Source organism: Thermosynechococcus sp. FA-CM-4201, from assembly GCF_054689355.1.
Genome location: NZ_CP079920.1, coordinates 887,598 through 903,070, shown reverse-complemented (window position 1 = coordinate 903,070; position 15,473 = coordinate 887,598). Strand labels below are relative to the sequence as shown.

The following is a 15,473-nucleotide window of genomic DNA, read 5'->3' as shown; positions in this document are numbered from 1 at the left end:
ATTAAGTCTCGATTCTCTGCCTACACGGTTCAATGTGGTCTGACCTGCTCCAACAACTCCTCGATCGCCAAGCCCTGACGCAAGAGCAGGCCACCCAGTTAATGCAAGGATGGCTAGCAGCAGAAATTCCCGATGCCCTCTCCGGTGCCATTCTCACCGCCTTACAGTTCAAGGGGCTGACGGTTGAGGAACTTACGGGGATGGCCAATGTATTGCTGGCTCAGTCCGCCGGTGCGCCCCTAAATTTAGCCGAACCCCTCATTGATACCTGCGGCACTGGGGGCGATCGCGCCGGTACCTTTAATATCTCCACAGCGGTTGCCTTCGTCGTGGCAGCAGCGGGGGTCAAAGTGGCCAAGCACGGCAATCGTTCAGTTTCTAGCCGCGTCGGTTCAGCGGATGTCCTTGAGTGCCTTGGGATCAATCTTGCCCACAGCGATCCCGCCTTTTTGCTCAAGGAAGTGGGGATCACATTCCTCTTTGCCCCCGGTTGGCATCCCGCCATGAAAGCCGTGGCTTCCCTGCGCCGCACCCTGAAAATTCGCACCGTCTTTAATCTCCTCGGTCCTTTGGTGAACCCGCTCCATCCCACAGGGCAGGTGATTGGGGTCTTTAGCGATCGCTATCTTGAAGCCATGGCCGGCGCCCTACAACGTCTCGGACGCCAACGCGGCATTGTCCTCTATGGTCGCGAAGGGGTGGATGAAGCTACCCTCGGCAATATGACCGATCTCGTGATGTTTAGTAGTCCTGAGGAGTCGCTGCGCCAAGAAGTCCTTGATCCCCAAGCCTTGGGACTTGCGAGTGCCCCCCTGCGGGATCTGGCTGGGGGAGATGTCCAGACCAATGCTGAAATTCTTACGCAAGTTCTGCAGGGCAAAGGCACAACGGCTCAGCAGGATGTGGTGGCGCTCAATGCCGCCTTAGCCCTCTACGTGGCAGCAGCCGTTCAGGATTGGTGGGAAGGGGTGGATCGGGCAAAGGCGATTCTGGCCAGTGGCGCGGCATGGGATAAGTTACAGGCATTGGTGACGCTCTCCAATGAGTCCTAAGGTATCTGCCTATTTGCCGCCGTGGTGTGTCTTGGATCCCCTCTTGGATCAATGGTTACAGGAGGACATCGGTCGGGGCGATCGCACCACCCAAGCCCTGCATCTCCAAGATCGCCAAGGCAAAGCCCATATCCGTCTCAAAAGTCAGGGAGTCATTGCCGGTCTGCCCATTGTGGAGCGGGTGTTTCAACGCCTGACAGCAGCAGTAGGGTTTACCTACGAGCAGGCCGAGGGCACCCTTTGTGAGGCGCCGACAATTGTTGCTCGGATTGCAGCTCCCTTAGAAACCTTGCTCTTGGGTGAACGGCTCGCTCTCAATTGCTTGATGCGCCTGAGTGGGATTGCTACCCTTACCCATACCTATGCCCAGCAAATTGCTGACTTGCCGACGCAACTCGTCGATACCCGCAAAACAACGCCCGGACTGCGCCTGTTAGAAAAATATGCAGTGGCGGTGGGGGGCGGTGTCAACCATCGCTTTGGCCTTGACGATGCAATCATGATTAAGGACAACCACATTGTGGCAGCGGGGGGCATCACGGCTGCGGTTGAGCAAGTCCGCCAAGCCAGTCCCTTTCCCTTGGCCATTGAGGTGGAAACTGAGACGCTAGAGCAGGTGCGCGAAGCCCTCTCCTTGGGGGTAGAGGTGATCATGCTCGACAATATGCCGATTCCAGAGATGACCCAAGCCGTGGCGATGATCCGCGCCGCAGCCCCCCACACTAAAATTGAGGCCTCTGGCAATATCACCCTAGAAACCTTGCGAGCAGTGGCCTTGACGGGGGTGGACTACATTTCCACGAGTGCGATGATCACGCGATCGCCCTGGCTAGATTTTAGTTTGACGATTCTTTGAGTCTTTTTGAGGAAGTGAGTGCCTGTTTTCGGAGGTTGTGCCGTGTCGAAATCCCTAAGCCTACCTCGGTGGGTTCGCCTGAAACCTTGGGAGTTACTGGTGTGGCTGATTGCCCTTGTGATTGCCGTGCCCATTCTTGTCATTCTCAGTCAAGTCTTTGTGCATACGGGTGACACTTGGCAGCATCTCGCCACAACGGTTTTGCCCGACTACCTGTTGAACTCCCTCTGGTTGATGGTGGGGGTGGGAATAGGCGTCGTGGTCATTGGCGTCAGTACAGCATGGCTGGTTACCAACTGTCAATTTTGGGGCGTGCGCTGGTGGCAATGGCTGCTGTTGACCCCTTTGGCGGCACCGGCCTATGTCTTGGCCTACACCTATACGGAGTTTTTTGCCTTTGAAGGTCCGATTCAGGCATGGCTGCGGGAATTAACGGGCTGGGGCTACGGTGATTATTGGTTTCCCAATATCCGCTCCCTCGGCGGGGCGATCGCCATGCTCACCCTCGTTCTCTATCCCTATGTCTTTCTCTTGGCGCGAGTAGCCTTTTTGGAGCAGGCCACCTGTAGCTTAGAGGCCAGTCGTTCCCTTGGCTGTGGGCCTTGGCGCAGTTTTTGGACGGTGGCGTTGCCCCTTGCTCGGCCAGCGATCGCTGCCGGTACCAGTCTCGCCCTGATGGAAACCCTCAATGATTTTGGTACTGTGCAGTACTTTGGTGTCGATACCTTCACCGTTGGCATTTACCGCACTTGGTTTGGCATGGGCGATCGCGTGGCGGCGGCGCAGTTGGCCTCAGTTTTAGTGGTGATTGTTTTTGCCCTGCTGCTAGTGGAGAAATGGTCTCGGGGCAAGGCACGCTATTACAATCGCGGCGGCGATCGCCCCATTCCCTACGTGCTCAAAGGCTGGCGAGCGGCTTTGGCTTGGCTAGTCTGTGCCCTACCGGTGTTCTTGGGTCTTCTACTCCCCGGCGGGTTGCTCCTTTACTTGGCCATCAGTTACCAACAACTGCACCTCAGCCGTGAATTTTTAGAACACGCCAGCCACAGCCTGATTTTGGCCACCCTCTCTGCGGTTTTAGCGGTGGGTATTGCCCTGCTACTGGCCTATGGGCATCGCTTGCTGCCAACGGTTTGGGTGCGTTGGGGAACACAGATTGCGGCGATGGGCTATGCCATTCCCGGTACAGTGATTGCGGTGGGGATTCTCATGCCCTTGGGGTGGCTAGATAACGTCATTAATGATCTCACTGAGCACCTGTGGGGCGTGGAAGTGGGCTTGATTCTCAGTGGCACGATCACAGCCTTGATCTACGCCTACTTGGTACGCTTTTTGGCGGTTTCCTTGGGCAGTGTGGAGGCCAGCCTAGTGAAAATTCGTCCGTCCTTGGATGAGGTGGCGCGGACATTGGGGCGATCGCCTTGGAATATTCTGCGCACGGTTCACTTCCCGCTGATGGTGCCCGGCCTTTTTACCGCTGCCCTGATGGTCTTTGTCGATGTGATGAAGGAATTGCCTGCAACATTGGTCATTCGCCCCTTTAACTTTGATACCCTAGCAATACAGGTTTACCGCTTTGCCTCTGATGAGCGACTTCCCGAAGCCGCCTTAAGTGCTTTGGCCTTGGTGGTCGTCGGTCTCATCCCGGTCATTTGGCTGGGACGGCAAACTCGCTGGGCAGATTAGGGAGTTCGGTTTACCGTTTACCGATCTTCGTAATAATTCGTTACATTAGAAACAACGTTCGCTAGGTGTGCTATGTACTTAGAATTTAAGGCCAGCCAATCTGTCCGCCTCAGTATTGAAACACCCACGGCTCCCTTGCAGCACTACCTGCGCCAACCCCAGCGGCTTGTCTATGCCCTCACCGATCCAACCCGAGTGGAATTTTTGGGGAGCGATCGCTTTCGCCTGAAGATGCGTCCTCTGAACTTTCTCATGGTCAGTTTGCAGCCCACGGTGGATCTGGCTGTCCATGCTAATAGCGATGGCTCTTTACAATTGCACTCCCTTGGCTGTGAAATTCGTGGGGTGGACTACATCAATCGCCGCTTTCACCTCGCCCTCGAAGGTTACTTGTCTCCCCAAGCAACGGCAAACGGCACGGATTTGATTGGTCTAGCTGACTTGCAGGTGGGGGTAGATATTCCGCCGCCTTTGGATCTCACACCGCGCCCGATTCTTGAAGCCACCGGCAATGGCTTACTCAAGAGCGTTCTGTTAACGATTAAACAGCGCCTCAGTCAACACCTTGTCGCCGATTACCAACGCTGGCTGACGGAAGTGGAAACCCATGGCAGTGGCGATTGGCTCACGCCTCTCCCTGTCAGTTCCAGCTAAAACTTCCCTAGAGATAGACCTGCTTCGTGCTCAGTAACTGCCTAAGGCCAAAGAGTCCCCGCTGGAAACCCCTTGCAGCAGCACCAATGGCCAAGGCATCTAAGCGCTCTAGTTGGGGGGGACGATTGACAAAAACAAGGGGGGTTTGCACCTGCTGATAAAAGGCACGGCAGTCTTCGTAGCTGCTGGCCATAATCCCACTGGCGGCGCTGCCATACTGGTGAATCCAATGCACTGCGGCGGCTAAATCTTCTTCGTAGTGCCACGCCAAGCGTTGATCTAGATAGGGGAGCGGCCACTCACTGGCATCCACGAGGGGAATTTCGGGATAGTTGCGGTGTAAGTGCTCATCCACCCCCTGCTTGTAGCCCGCTTGAGTGAGTTCATTGATCACAAATGCCAGATGGGAGGGATTGACATTACTGAGCACAATCACCTTTTCAATGGCAAGGGCGCGATCGGGATTGGCTTGGTGGCTGTGCTGAATACAGTTGAGAACACTCTCTGGCGAGACGGAACCATCCCAAACCAGATAGGTATTCCCAAGGGAAAGAGAGACCAAGGGACAGCGAGCAGCAGCGCGTTGCTCGGCCACAAAGCGGGAGCGGCCATAGGCAAGGGCAAGATCAACGGCGGTGGGATCCGCAAGCCAACTGGCTGGACTCAAGGAGAGGGTTTGAATGGCGGCTTGGGGCAGACTGGTTTTACTGAGGGCGGCCTCGATGAGACTGGCGATCGCCCCAGCAGTATAGCGGCTACTTTCACCACTCCAGAGCACAAGGGCATTTCCTGTCTTGAGTGCCATGCCCGCCAGCATCAAGCTTAAAGTGGGTAGCCCTTCATAAACCAAGGCCACCACCCCTAGGGGAACGGCATACTGAAAGCGCTCGGGTCGCGTCGGTAATGGTTGCTGCCATGGATCTGCGGCATGGTAGAGGTGCTCGAGCCACTGGCGAATACGGTGCAGGCGCTCATGGGTCAGCCGTAGCCAGCCAAGAACAATCTGAGACACTGCTAGATCGCGGCTGGATTCCAGATCAAGGGTATTTTGCTCCAATAGGAGGGGTTCTGCTGTTGCTAGCTCCTCAATCAATCGCCGAAGCGCGTCCTGACGGAGGGCATAGCTCACTTGGCTGAGGTGTGTACTGGCGACTCGCGCCCCCCTTAGCGGCTCAGGCAACATGGCCGCAGCGCATTCAACGACGGGAGAGGGCAATCCAGACTAGAAATGCTGGCGTCAGTGCAATCAGCAGGGAGGCAATAATCCATAGCAGCCCTTCAGGTTTTAAGGACAATTGTAGAAGTAAGGGCAGCCAGAGGAGAATAGGCATCAATAAAAAGAAGCTCAGGCCAATCGCAAAATACCAATAGCTTTCTGAGAAGCCCCGCTGCAACTGATTCCACTGCAATCCTGTCCAATACCACGCTCGCTTGTAGGGATAGGTGGTGGCCAACTGCTCAATGGAAAAGCCATCAGGACGGACGACAAAAATTTGCTGACAGCGCCGACAGCCAAAAGCTTCCGTGAGGGCGATCGGCATCAACTCCCCTTGGCGACGACAGGGGCAGGGGTAACTTGCATCGAGATCCAGTTTGTGAGGTTTAATCGGAGCCACGGTGGCTGTCCAAAACGCAAACGACAGGAAATGATTCGATGGCGGGCGATCGCTCGCCTACTGATACAGCATACAAAGAGAATTCTGTTTTGCCTGTGACTTATACAATTTGTTAAAGATAGCGGCGAAAGGGGGATATTTCGATTTTTCTGTAATGAGAGAATGTAGGCTAGGATACAGTTCTGCCGCAACCTCTCTTGATCATGATTCCCCAAGATTTTCTCGACCAAATTAACCCCGATCGCTACATTGTTCCCGTGGGGGAGAAATTTCACTGGAAGGACTATGATCCTGCAGATACCGCTGGCCTCAAAAGCAAAGTCGAAGCCCAAGAACTCCTTGCCGCGGGCATTAAGAAGCTAGCCGCCTATCAAGATGTTCTCTATGCCCAGAATATCTATGCGCTGCTGATTATTTTCCAAGCGATGGATGCAGCGGGCAAAGACAGCACGATCAAACACGTTATGAGTGGCATCAACCCCCAAGGCTGTCAGGTCTATAGCTTTAAGGCACCGAGTGCTGAGGAGTTGGATCATGACTTTTTGTGGCGCGCGAATCGGGCATTACCAGAGCGAGGCTGTATTGGTATTTTTAATCGCTCCTATTACGAAGAAGTTCTTGTGGTGCGGGTACACCCCGATTTGCTCAATCGCCAGCAACTTCCCCCCGAAACCAAGACCAAGCACATCTGGAAAGAGCGCTTTGAGGACATTAATCACTACGAACGTTACTTAACCCGCAATGGCATTCTCATCCTCAAGTTTTTCCTGAATATCTCCAAAGCAGAGCAGAAAAAACGCTTTTTGGAGCGCATTAGTCGCCCGGAAAAAAACTGGAAATTTTCCATTGATGACGTGCGCGATCGCGCCCACTGGGATGAGTATCGAGAAGCCTATGCCGATGTCTTTCGCCACACCAGTACCGAATGGGCACCGTGGCACATCATTCCCGCCAATCGCAAGTGGTTTGCCCGCCTCATGGTGGCTCACTTCATTTATCAAAAATTGGCGAGTCTCAACTTGCACTACCCGATTGTCAGTGAAGCCCACAAGCAGCAACTCCTAGAGGCAAAAGCGCTGCTGGAAAATGAACCGGATGAGGATTAGGCACTGCCATCGCCTTGGGGCACGTCTTGCCAGAGGGGGGTGATCTCCCGCAGACTTTGGTAATCGCCATTGCCAAGAATCAAATGATCCAGCACTGGAATCCCCATGAACTGTCCCGCTTGTAGCATTTGTTTGGTTAAGTCCAGATCCGCTTGACTGGGAGAGAGATTGCCTGAGGGATGGTTGTGGGCAATGATCAGGCGGCTGGCATTGCGGCGCACGGCTTCACGGAAAACTTCGCGGGGATGGGCAAGGGTTTCTGTAGCGGTTCCCACCGTAATCACATGAGACCCCAACAGGCGATGGCGCACATCTAGCAAGAGAACGGCAAAGCGTTCCGTCGGTTGCCACATCAGATCAGTACTGAGGACAGCGGCAGCAAGCGCAGGATTATCAATGATCGTTTGCTCCCCCGGCCGCGACTGAAAGACCCGCTTCCCCAATTCGACTGCGGCTAGGATCGTGGTGGCTTTGGCGGGGCCAACACCGGGGATGGCCATCAATTCCTCTGGGGTAATGTCGCGTAAAACGCTCACAGCATCGCTACTGTCACCACTGCGCTCCCCCAACTGTTTGAGGATGAATTGTCCTAGGCCGACGGCTGAGAGTTTGCCAGCCCCTTGACCCGTGCCCAGTAAAATCGCCAACAGTTCTGCGGAACTTAGATAGCGGGCACCTTGGCTGAGCAGCTTTTCACGGGGGCGATCGCCGACGGGCAGATCAGCAACACGGAGCGAGTAGGACATGACAGCAGCGATCAACGGAGTTGCTAAAAAGCATATCAAGATTTGCTTGCAGTAGCATTGGGACTGGCTTAGAGAAATTCGCAAGAAGTAGTTGACTTTTATTTGCAAGTAGTTCAAGCTAAAGAAAGTAAAGAAACCGTTTTCCTCTGTTCAGCCTCAATGAACTTATTGCGAATCCACTCCTAACTTTTCCTAGGGGGCAGGTGATGGTTGCCTGTTCAGAAGTGCTGCGGGCGATCGTCCGATTGCCCTTGAATATCCTATCAATCGAGGCTTGCAGATACTTTGATCATGATTGAGGAGTGAATAATGGCGAGATCGATCGCGGTCTGGCTGGGGCTGGCTTTGGCTCCTGCTTGGGGAATGTCAGCGGCACTAGCTGCAAATCAATTGCAAAATACACCCCATACGAGTGATGTGGCTTCTTTTGAGTTTTTTGATGATGAGTTGCAACAAGTCACTCATTCAGTAAAATCCCCCTTGCAAGTGGCACAAATGCCAGCGGTGGCGGACTTAGAGGCGCAAGCTCCCCGACTCCCTGCCGCCGAGCCGTCTTCGGGAATGCAGCGGACAATGCCGCAAGTGACCTCAGTGAATCAACTCTCGGATGTGCGCCCCACGGACTGGGCCTATCAAGCATTGGCCTCACTGGTGGAGAAATATGGCTGTATTGCCGGTTATCCCGATGGCACCTTTCGCGGCAACCGAGCAGCGACACGTTTTGAAATTGCTGCGGCCTTGAATGCCTGCCTCGATGTGATGAGCGATCGCTTTGCCAGCAAGGAAGATCTGGCCACACTGCAGCGCCTAGCGGAGGAATTTAGTAGCGAATTAGCCGTGATCAAAGGACGGGTGACAAATCTGGAAGGCCGCGTTGCCAATCTTGAGGCAACCCAATTTGCCACCACCACTAAACTACGCGCTTCCGCAATTTTTAGTGTGTCGGATGTCTTCACGGGCACCCAAGCCGTTGCTGCTCCCGGTCGCGGGCCAACCATCGAAGACAATCCCGTTGCCACCTACCGCGCGCGGCTCAACTTTGACACCAGCTTCTATGGCAAGGATGTCCTGCGGGTGCGCATCCAGGCGGCCAATATGCCTAACTACGGAACCGTTACCGGTACCAACATGGCACGCCTCAGCTACGACACCAACACGGCTGGCCAATTCGCCATTGATGACCTCTACTACCGTACCCCTCTGACCAACCGCCTGTTCCTTGCCTTTGACGCCGCAGCAGGGAACTTTGATAAGAATGTCTTCACCTTTAACCCCCTCTTGCAGTCCGATGAAACGGGAGCCATTAGCCGCTTTGGTCGCTTTAACCCCCTCTATCGCTTTGGTGGCGGTAACAGTGCGGGTCTGACCCTGCGTTACACGCTCCTTGAAAACAAAGAGCAGGGCACAAGCCTTGTCCTCAATCTTGGCTATCAAGCGCCCAATGCCAACAATCCCAACCGCAATACCCCGAATACCAATGGTTTGATTGGGGGCGCCTATGCAGCCTTGGCTCAATTAGATTGGCGACCAGTGAAGAACTTAGCCCTCGGATTCACCTATGTGCGCTCCTTTGGTACGAGTGTTGCCGGCGGCACAGGCAGCAATGGTTTTATTGGATCTGCTGATAACCCGATTGGGAGTAATGCCAATGCAGCCGCTGATAACTTTGGCTTTCAGTTTACCTATCGCCCGATTCCCAAGTTCAATATTGCTGGTTGGGTCGGCTACTCCAATGTCTATCAAGTGCAAAACTTTACAGGACCTCGGGCAGAAGCGGAGGTTTTGAACTGGGCAGCCACCTTTGGGGTGCCGGACATCTGGCGTAAGGGCGATGTTCTGGGTTTGATTGTCGGTCAGCCCCCACAAACCATTAGCGTTCGGAATGTGGCGGGTGCTCCCGGCGCAACGTTTAACTCCTACCACATCGAGGGGTTATACCGCATTCCCATTTCGCCCAACATCTCGATCACACCGGGGGTCATTGCTTTAGTCAACCCCAACAGCAACAGTAACAATGCCCCAATCGTCCTCGGCGTGGTGCGCACAACCTTTAGCTTCTAGTGCCTTGCATCTTCCCTGCCCAACCGGGCGGGGTTTCACTTTAATCTTTTGGGAGTTGGGGCAAAACGGCATTTGCTAAGGTAGGGGTACAGCCCTTTTCTGGGGTGCTCAAAATAATTGCTAAGCTTGTTGAGTACTCACTTGGGAGTATTGCCCTATGTCCGAAGAACAAGTTTCGCCACCCGAGTCCCCGACTCCCGAACCTGAAACAGAAGCCGTTAGTCCAGAAGAGGTCACCGAAGCGGCAAAAGCTCTCCTTGCGGCTCTGCAACGCTTTGCAACTGCTCAACTCAAAGCCCTACCAGCGGATGTGCAAAAAGCCCTTGAAACAGCGATCGCGGAGCTGAAGTCGAATGCTGATACTGTCTCTAGCCATGTCAAGGATTTTGAGGAGCGACTCAAAGCCGCATGGGAGGTGCTAACGGCAAAGAAAGAGTTGCCCAGTGGTGGTGATGGCGAGTCCTAGCCCGTTATTGCTTGAGCCATTCCCTTGGCAGGAGACCCTCCAGTGGCAACCCACACCCCAACAGCAGGAACAGTTCCAACGCTTCTATGGGGCAATCCTCACAGCCAACCAAGGGATCAACTTGACGCGGATTACGGCAGTCCCTGATTTCTGGGAGAAGCACCTCTGGGATTCGTTGCGGGGGATTTTGCCATGGCTTCAGCCCGCTGCGGGAATGCCGTGGGGAACTAAAATTCAACAGGTCATTGATATTGGTAGTGGCGGTGGTTTTCCGGGGGTACCGGTGGCGATCGCCCGCCCCGATTGGTCAGTGACGCTCCTTGAAGCAACCCAAAAGAAAGTCAAGTTTTTGCAGTCTCTCCCTTCAAGCGTTGGTTTGGCCAACATTCACCCGCAATGGGGACGGGCAGAAGACCATGAGCGCCGCTATGATTTGGCCTTGATTCGAGCCGTGGGTGATGTCGCTCGTTGTTGTGCCTATGGCTTGCCCCTATTGCGATCGGGGGGCATTTTAGTCCTGTACCGAGGCCAGTGGAGCGACGAGGATAGCCAGCATTTAGAGACCCTCTTGCCGCGATACCGCAGTCAACAGTTAGACATTCAGGCATTCACGACCCCCTTGAGCCATGCCCAGCGCCACTGCATTTACCTTCAGCGTCAGGCTTGAACATGTTTAGCCTGCACTCCCCCATCCTCGCGTCGCAGGTGGGGTTTAAGGCGCAGCAATGTAGCGAAAACGCGAGTGGTTCACTCAAACGGTGAAGGTTTATCGTCGTTTGTGCAGGCACTTGATGGGCATTGTGTTTACCCACTGGTCAACTTTGGCCGACTTGAGTGCGCAGCAAGTGATCTTTGCTGTCGAGAGACTGAGCCACGCGACCGCTCACCGTCCCCAAGTCACTTACCCCATTGACCGCACCTTTTACAAGTTCCCCAGCTATTACCGTCGAGCTGCCATTGCCTTTGCCGTCGGTCAGGTGAAGAGTTTTGTCACTCGCTATCAGCAATGGCAATCAGGTACTTGCTCGCACCGTGATGCGAAGCCGCCACCCTCAACGGTGATACTGTCTGCTACCCCGTCTTGTACAAAGGGCAGTGCTACAAACTTCATGGAGAAGACAAAGTCGCAATCAAAGTGTTCACGGGCAGGGATTGGGTGTGGACGACGGTGGCCATCACCCGCCGAGGGGAGCGGCATCGAGTAGAAGCGAACCAAAGGTTGTCTCCCTCACGCGTCACCGATGGCAAACGTTGGCATTTGTCGGTTCCCTTTGAGTGTTCTCCTGAACAGCGGCAACCCGATACAAATGTGGTGGCGGTTGACCTCGGCCTCAACACCACAGCAACGGTTTGCGTCGTGAGCTTTGACGGCACGCTCACCCAGCAGCCTTGGTGGAATAACCAACGGGGGTGGCAGAACTTATTAAACAACCTGCGACTGATGATCCAACCCCTGATTTGCTTCAATGGGCTGAAGCGGTGGTTAGGGATCTTTCCGATGCCATCGTTACAGTTTGGCTTTGCCCAAATCACCCATCAGATGAATGCCTTTATTTGTCCACTTGTGCACCAGTGGAACCAACAACGTGTCTTTTCATCCACCTAAAGTCACTAAAGAGGGATACATAATCCGCCCACTGCCCATTCGATCTAAGGATCCCTAAAAATTCTAGACTTGTGTAATGCCATCACAGGAGAGTAGGCTGAAAAATGGCAAAGTATGACGTTTTGTTGAGGATTCCATGCGGGTTTCCCTTCGCTGGCTACGGGAATTAGTGGCTGTTGATCTCGATGTGACGACTTTGGCCGATCGCCTGACGATGGCGGGGTTTGAAGTCGAAGAAATTGAAGATCGGCGCACATGGGCGGAAGGGGTTGTGGTGGGTCATATTTTGGCCTGTGAACCCCATCCCAATGCCCAAAAATTACGGGTCTGCCAAGTGGATGTGGGTCAAGGGGAACCGCGCACGATTGTCTGTGGGGCACCCAATGCCGCCGCAGGCTTGTATGTACCCGTGGCACTACCGGGGGCATATCTGGCCAAAATTGATCTGAAAATTCGACCGGCAAAACTGCGGGGGGTGAAATCTGAGGGGATGATTTGCTCCCTTGCTGAATTGGGGCTAACCAAAGAGTCTGAGGGCATTCACACATTCGTTGATGGGGTGACGGTGGGCGAAGATGTCCGTCCTCTCCTTGGCTTGGATGATGTGATTTTGCACCTGACCTCAACCGCCAACCGTGCGGATGCCCTGAGTATGGTGGGCATTGCCCGTGAAGTGGCCGCACTCACTGGTGCTTCCCTGACGCTCCCCACCCCCAAGGCGATCGCCCCCAAAAAGTCTCGCACCAAGGCTCCCGTACAGCTTGCGATCGCTGACCCTCAGGCCTGTCCTGCTTACTGTGGCACACTGATCACCAATGTCCAGATTGCCCCTTCGCCCCTTTGGCTCCAGCAACGGTTAGAGGCTGCGGGTTTGCGTGCCATCAATAACGTGGTGGATATTACCAACTACATCCTGCTGAAGTGGGGCCAGCCCCTCCATGCCTTTGATTGGGATCGGTTGCAAGGGGTTGCTGCCCAAACCCCAGTGAGTGTCGGCGTGCGTTTTGCCAAGGCTGGGGAAACCCTGAAAACCCTCGATGGTGAGCAGCGGGTGCTGAGTACCGACAATCTCCTGATTACCGCCGGGGATGTGCCCGTTGCCCTTGCGGGGGTCATGGGGGGCGAAGAAACTGAGGTTTATGAGGGTACGCAGAATGTCTTCCTTGAGGCGGCACTCTTTGCCAGTCCAGTGATTCGGCGATCAGCTCGTGCCCAAGGATTACGCACGGAAGCTTCGGCTCGCTATGAACGGGGGGTAAACCCCGCAGAACTAGAGGCGGCCACCGCTGAGGCGATCGCCCTATTGACTGAGGTGGCCCAAGGGACAGTAACCTACACCACACTGGCGGATCAGCGTCCGCCCCTCGAACGTACCCTTACCCTACGACTGGAACAAGTGCATCGGCTCTTGGGGGCCGTGGTTGCTGATGCAGCGGAGAGCGAGGAACTCGCCTATTTGGACGCAGAGACCGTTGAAGAGCTACTCAGCCGCCTTGGCTTTCACCTCAGCCGTCAAGAAACCTTTGAGGACGAGTTAGTGGTGTGGTCGGTAACAGTGCCCCCCTACCGCTTTCGTGACATTGAGCGCGAGGTGGATCTCATTGAGGAAATTGCGCGGCTCTACGGCTACGACCGCTTTGAGGAAACCTTGCCCGCTCAATCGGAATTGGGAGCACTACCGCTGGAACTCACCCTACTGCGGGAGCTACGGGCGGCCTTTCGCGGAGCGGGTCTGACGGAATTGATGCACTATTCTTGGGTAAAAGGTGGTCAGCCCAACCAAGTCACCGTTGTGAATCCGCTAGTGGCGGAGTTTTCGTCGCTGCGTACGGATCTAATCACGGGTCTAGTACAGGCCTTCCGCTACAACCAAGAACAGGGGAATCCGCCCCTCAATGGTTTTGAAATTGGCCGTGTTTTTGGTCAAGATGAAGAGGGTCTCTGGGAAAGCGATCGCCTTGGGGGCATCATCGGTGGCGATCCGTGGCAGGGTAAATGGGTGCGCCGCTCACAGCAAGCCCAACCCCTCACCTGGTATGAAGCCAAGGGGATTCTTGAGAGTGTCTTTCAGCGATTTGGTTTGCATGTGGAATATCAGAGCGATCGCCAAGAAGAACGCCTGCATCCGGGGCGGACGGCAGCCCTTTGTTTGAATGGGGAACGGCTCGGTATTTTTGGCCAGTTACACCCGCAGTATGCGGCGACCCTCGACCTGCCGGCGGCAGTGTATGTCTTTGAACTGGATCTAGAGGTACTCCTGAGCCGTCTTGAGGAACGCTATCGCCAGATCATCTTTCAACCTTTTTCAACCTATCCCGCCAGCGATCGCGACCTCGCCTTCTTTGCGCCAGCGGATCTCACTGTGGCGGAACTCAGCCGCACCATTTGGAAAGCCGCAGGCGGGCGCGACTCCCTCCTTGAGAGTGTCGAAGTCTTTGATGAGTACAGTGGCACGGGTGTCCCTGAAGGGCAGCGCAGTTTGGCCTTTCGCCTCACCTACCGCGCCAGCGATCGTACCCTCACCGAGGCCGAGGTGAATGAATTGCATCAGCGCATTCGCGACAGCCTTGTGGAAAAATACGCCGTGACCCTCCGTAGCTAAGAAAAAACCATGAACACAGTATTGACGACCGATTGGCAGCAGCTTGCCGATTTAGCCCTTGCCGATGAATGCCTCAGCCGCGATCAAGCGCGGGCGGTGTTACAAGCCGCAGATACCGAACTTCTGAATCAATTGGCGGCGGCCTATCGGGTGCGCTACCACTACTGGGGGAATCGAGTACGGCTGCACTATCTGCTCAATGCCCAAAGTGGTCTCTGTCCAGAGGATTGCCACTACTGCTCACAATCAAAAATCTCCACGGCTGAGATTGAAAAGTATCCCCTACTCTCGCAGGAAAAAATTCTTGCCGCGGCCGATCGCGCGGCCCAACTCAAGGCCGGTACCTTTTGCATGGTTATTTCCGGGCGATCGCCCAATGAAAAGGTCTTTGAGCAGGTGCTTGCGGCTATTCGAGCGGTTAAGGAGCGCTATCCCCTCAAAATCTGTGCCTGCTTGGGCTTACTCACCGCTGAGCAAACCGCCCGGCTGGCGGCAGCAGGCGTCGATCGCGTCAATCACAACCTAAATACTTCGGAAAACTTCCACGGCGAAATTTGCACCACCCACACCTTTAGCGATCGCGACCAGACCCTAGCGAATATCCAAGCCGCTGGAATTACAACTTGCTCTGGCGGCATTTTGGGTATGGGGGAATCCGATGACGATGTCATTGATCTTGCCCTTTCCCTGCGGCAGCGGCAGGTGACCAGTGTACCGGTGAACTTTCTGATTCCCATTGCGGGGACCCCCCTTGGCCAACAGCACAACCTCAATCCGCGCCACTGTTTACGCATTCTCGTGCTGTTTCGTCTGCTTTTGCCGCGCCAAGAGATCCGCATTGCCGGTGGCCGCGAAGTGCATCTGCGATCGCTCCAACCCCTTGGCCTCTATGCCGCCAACTCCATTTTTGTCGGCGATTATCTAACGACCCCCGGCCAAGCCCCCCACCAAGACTGGCAAATGATTGCCGATGCTGGCTTTGTGCTTGAAGACCCCGAAGGGCGGGCGATCGCCCCATAACA

Annotated in this window: 14 protein-coding genes and 1 pseudogene; 12 read left to right on the top strand and 3 right to left on the bottom strand. The window is 54.8% G+C overall.

Going from position 1 to position 15,473, the window contains the following annotated elements; genetic code table 11:
- Nucleotides 1–32: 32 nt before the first annotated feature.
- The 4 genes from trpD to KV190_RS04365 all read left to right on the top strand — a co-directional run bounded on the left by trpD (nt 33) and on the right by KV190_RS04365 (nt 4,248).
- A complete protein-coding gene (trpD, locus tag KV190_RS04380) occupies nt 33–1,052 on the top strand; it encodes an anthranilate phosphoribosyltransferase (protein WP_460194759.1) in 1,020 nt (339 codons plus the stop codon).
- A complete protein-coding gene (gene nadC / locus KV190_RS04375) occupies nt 1,042–1,908 on the top strand; it encodes a carboxylating nicotinate-nucleotide diphosphorylase (protein WP_460194758.1) in 867 nt (288 codons plus the stop codon). Before trpD ends, nadC begins: the two co-directional genes overlap by 11 nt.
- 42 nt (nt 1,909–1,950) lie before the next feature.
- Nucleotides 1,951–3,594, top strand: a complete 1,644-nt coding sequence (locus KV190_RS04370; RefSeq protein WP_460194757.1) for an ABC transporter permease — start codon at nt 1,951–1,953, stop codon at nt 3,592–3,594.
- Between the two features lie 72 nt (nt 3,595–3,666).
- The gene (locus KV190_RS04365; RefSeq protein ID WP_460194756.1) at nt 3,667–4,248 is read left to right on the top strand and encodes a DUF1997 domain-containing protein; all 582 of its coding nucleotides are present in this window, start codon (nt 3,667–3,669) and stop codon (nt 4,246–4,248) included.
- Nucleotides 4,249–4,255: 7 nt separating this feature from the next.
- On the opposite strand, the gene KV190_RS04360 is transcribed toward KV190_RS04365, so the two are convergent.
- Both KV190_RS04360 and KV190_RS04355 read right to left on the bottom strand, forming a co-directional pair.
- The gene (locus KV190_RS04360; RefSeq protein WP_460194755.1) at nt 4,256–5,431 is read right to left on the bottom strand and encodes an aldehyde dehydrogenase family protein; all 1,176 of its coding nucleotides are present in this window, start codon (nt 5,429–5,431) and stop codon (nt 4,256–4,258) included.
- A gap of 13 nt (nt 5,432–5,444) precedes the next feature.
- On the bottom strand, nt 5,445–5,864 hold the full coding sequence (locus KV190_RS04355; protein WP_181496238.1) for a hypothetical protein: 420 nt from the start codon (nt 5,862–5,864) through the stop codon (nt 5,445–5,447).
- A gap of 203 nt (nt 5,865–6,067) precedes the next feature.
- Between KV190_RS04355 and KV190_RS04350 the strand changes: the two genes are divergently transcribed.
- Nucleotides 6,068–6,970, top strand: a complete 903-nt coding sequence (locus KV190_RS04350) for a polyphosphate kinase 2 family protein (RefSeq protein ID WP_460194754.1) — start codon at nt 6,068–6,070, stop codon at nt 6,968–6,970.
- Here KV190_RS04350 and radC read toward each other — a convergent pair.
- Nucleotides 6,967–7,716, bottom strand: a complete 750-nt coding sequence (gene radC, locus KV190_RS04345; protein ID WP_460194753.1) for a RadC family protein — start codon at nt 7,714–7,716, stop codon at nt 6,967–6,969. The genes KV190_RS04350 and radC overlap by 4 nt on opposite strands.
- A gap of 309 nt (nt 7,717–8,025) precedes the next feature.
- Here radC and KV190_RS04340 point away from each other — a divergent pair, with 309 nt between their 5' ends.
- The 7 genes and pseudogenes from KV190_RS04340 to bioB all read left to right on the top strand — a co-directional run bounded on the left by KV190_RS04340 (nt 8,026) and on the right by bioB (nt 15,471).
- A complete protein-coding gene (locus KV190_RS04340; RefSeq protein WP_460194752.1) occupies nt 8,026–9,777 on the top strand; it encodes an iron uptake porin in 1,752 nt (583 codons plus the stop codon).
- A 157-nt stretch (nt 9,778–9,934) separates the two neighbouring features.
- Complete coding sequence (locus tag KV190_RS04335) at nt 9,935–10,243, top strand: hypothetical protein (RefSeq protein WP_149819447.1); 309 nt, start codon at nt 9,935–9,937, stop codon at nt 10,241–10,243.
- Entirely contained in the window at nt 10,230–10,910 is a 681-nt protein-coding gene (rsmG, locus tag KV190_RS04330; RefSeq protein ID WP_460194751.1) for a 16S rRNA (guanine(527)-N(7))-methyltransferase RsmG, read from the top strand. Before KV190_RS04335 ends, rsmG begins: the two co-directional genes overlap by 14 nt.
- 124 nt (nt 10,911–11,034) lie before the next feature.
- Entirely contained in the window at nt 11,035–11,448 is a 414-nt protein-coding gene (locus tag KV190_RS04325; RefSeq protein WP_460194750.1) for a hypothetical protein, read from the top strand.
- A 170-nt stretch (nt 11,449–11,618) separates the two neighbouring features.
- Nucleotides 11,619–11,849, top strand: a pseudogene (locus KV190_RS04320) (IS701 family transposase); the annotation flags it as partial.
- A 136-nt stretch (nt 11,850–11,985) separates the two neighbouring features.
- Complete coding sequence (gene pheT, locus KV190_RS04315) at nt 11,986–14,451, top strand: phenylalanine--tRNA ligase subunit beta (protein WP_460194749.1); 2,466 nt, start codon at nt 11,986–11,988, stop codon at nt 14,449–14,451.
- Nucleotides 14,452–14,460: 9 nt separating this feature from the next.
- The gene (gene bioB / locus KV190_RS04310) at nt 14,461–15,471 is read left to right on the top strand and encodes a biotin synthase BioB (RefSeq protein ID WP_460194748.1); all 1,011 of its coding nucleotides are present in this window, start codon (nt 14,461–14,463) and stop codon (nt 15,469–15,471) included.
- Nucleotides 15,472–15,473 lie beyond the last annotated feature (2 nt).